2 protein-coding genes are annotated in these 1,735 nt (G+C 70.0%); both read left to right on the top strand.

From position 1 onward, the window contains the following. Positions 1 to 4 precede the first annotated feature (4 nt). Complete coding sequence (locus EDC57_RS12615; protein WP_123402281.1) at positions 5 to 754, top strand: electron transfer flavoprotein subunit beta/FixA family protein; 750 nt, start codon at positions 5 to 7, stop codon at positions 752 to 754. 13 nt (positions 755 to 767) lie between these two features. Beyond that, positions 768 to 1,721: an electron transfer flavoprotein subunit alpha/FixB family protein gene (locus tag EDC57_RS12610; RefSeq protein ID WP_123402280.1), complete on the top strand. Its 954-nt coding sequence runs from the start codon at positions 768 to 770 to the stop codon at positions 1,719 to 1,721. Positions 1,722 to 1,735: the final 14 nt, after the last annotated feature.

Below are 1,735 nucleotides of genomic sequence, written 5' to 3'. Positions count from 1 at the left end.
CGGCATGAAGGTACTGGTCGCGGTCAAGCGGGTGGTGGACTACAACGTTCGGGTTCGTGTGAAGGCGGACGGTTCTGGGGTGGAGACGTCGAACGTGAAGATGTCGATGAACCCGTTTGACGAGATTGCGGTGGAGGAGGCGGTGCGGTGGAAGGAGGCGGGGCTGGCCACGGAGGTGGTGGTGGTGTCGGTGGGGGTTCGGGCGGCGCAGGAGCAGCTGCGGCAGGCGCTGGCGCTGGGGGCGGACCGTGGGGTGCTGGTGGAGGCGGGTGAGGTGCTCGAGCCGCTGGAGGTGGCGCGGGTGCTGGCGGTGCTGGTGGAGCGGGAGGGGCCGCGGGTGGTGATTCTGGGCAAGCAGGCGATTGATGACGATGCCAACCAGACGGGGCAGATGCTGGCGGGTCTGCTGGGGTGGGGGCAGGGGACGTTTGCCTCGAAGGTGGTGTTCGAGGGGGACGAGGTGGAGGTGGTGCGCGAGGTGGATGGTGGTCTGGAGACGGTGCGGCTGAAGCTGCCTGCGGTGATCACGACGGATCTTCGGCTGAACGAGCCGAGGTATGCGTCGCTGCCGAACATCATGAAGGCGAAGAGGAAGCCTTTGGAGGTGGTGGGGCTGGAGGAGCTGGGTGTGGAGGTGGTGCGGCACCGGGAGGTGGAGGGGGTGTTTGAGCCGCCGCGGCGCAAGGGGGGTGTGAAGGTGGGGAGTGTGGCGGAGCTGGTGGCGCGGCTTCGCGACGAGGCCAAGGTGATCTGAGGGGGAGACGGAGATGAAGGTGCTGGTGCTGGGCGAGCACGACGGGGAGCGGCTTGCGAAGGCGACGCGGCATGCGGTGGCGGCGGCGCGGCGGCTGGAGGCCGGGCCGGTGGAGGTGCTGATCGCCGGTGGGGGGGGCAGCGGGGCGGTGGCCGAGGAGGCGGCGGGTCTCGAGGGAGTGGCGCGGGTGCTGCATGCCGAGGACGCCTGCTACGAGGGGGGTCTGGCGGAGAACCTGGCGCTGCTGTTGGCGCGGTGCATGAGGGACGGGGGCTACGGGCACCTGGTGGCGGCGGCGAGCACGTTCGGCAAGAACGTGCTGCCGCGGGTGGCGGCGCTGCTGGGTGTGGGGATGGTGTCGGAGGTGCAGGCGATCGAGGGGCCGGACCGGTTCGTGCGGCCGATCTATGCGGGCAACGTGCTCGAGCGGGTGCGGATGCTCGACGAGGTCAAGGTGCTGACGGTGCGGGCGACGGCGTTCGATGCGGTGGCGTCGGGGGGTGAGGCGGCGCCGGTGGAGCGGATCGAGGGTGCGGGGGATGCGGGGCTTTCGCGCCATGTGGGACTGGAGCGGAGCGAGTCGGAGCGTCCGGAGCTGACTGCGGCGCGGGTGGTGGTCTCGGGTGGGCGTGGGCTTGGGAGCAAGGAGAACTTCGAGCGGCTGATCTTTGGGCTGGCGGACCGGCTGGGTGCGGCGGTTGGGGCGTCGCGTGCGGCGGTGGATGCCGGTTTTGTGCCCAACGACTGCCAGGTGGGGCAGACGGGGAAGGTGGTGGCGCCGGAGCTGTACGTGGCGGTGGGGATCTCGGGGGCGATCCAGCACCTTGCGGGGATGAAGGACTCGAAGGTGATCGTGGCCATCAACAAGGACGAGGAGGCGCCGATCTTCGAGGTGGCCGACTACGGTCTGGTGGCCGACCTCAACGAGGCCGTGCCCGAGCTCATCGAGGCCCTCGGCAAGGAGTGAGACCGCGGTGACGG

Source organism: Inmirania thermothiophila (genome assembly GCF_003751635.1).
Classification (GTDB): Bacteria; Pseudomonadota; Gammaproteobacteria; order DSM-100275; family DSM-100275; genus Inmirania; species Inmirania thermothiophila.
The sequence above is the reverse complement of the archived record's forward strand: the minus strand, read 5'-3'. Positions and strand labels throughout refer to the sequence as shown.

Excerpts from the sequence above, each read along its gene's own strand:
- EDC57_RS12615 (WP_123402281.1), top strand. The coding sequence starts at position 5 with ATGAAGGTACTGGTCGCGGTCAAGCGGGTGGTGGACTACAACGTTCGG.
- EDC57_RS12610 (WP_123402280.1), top strand. The coding sequence starts at position 768 with ATGAAGGTGCTGGTGCTGGGCGAGCACGACGGGGAGCGGCTTGCGAAG.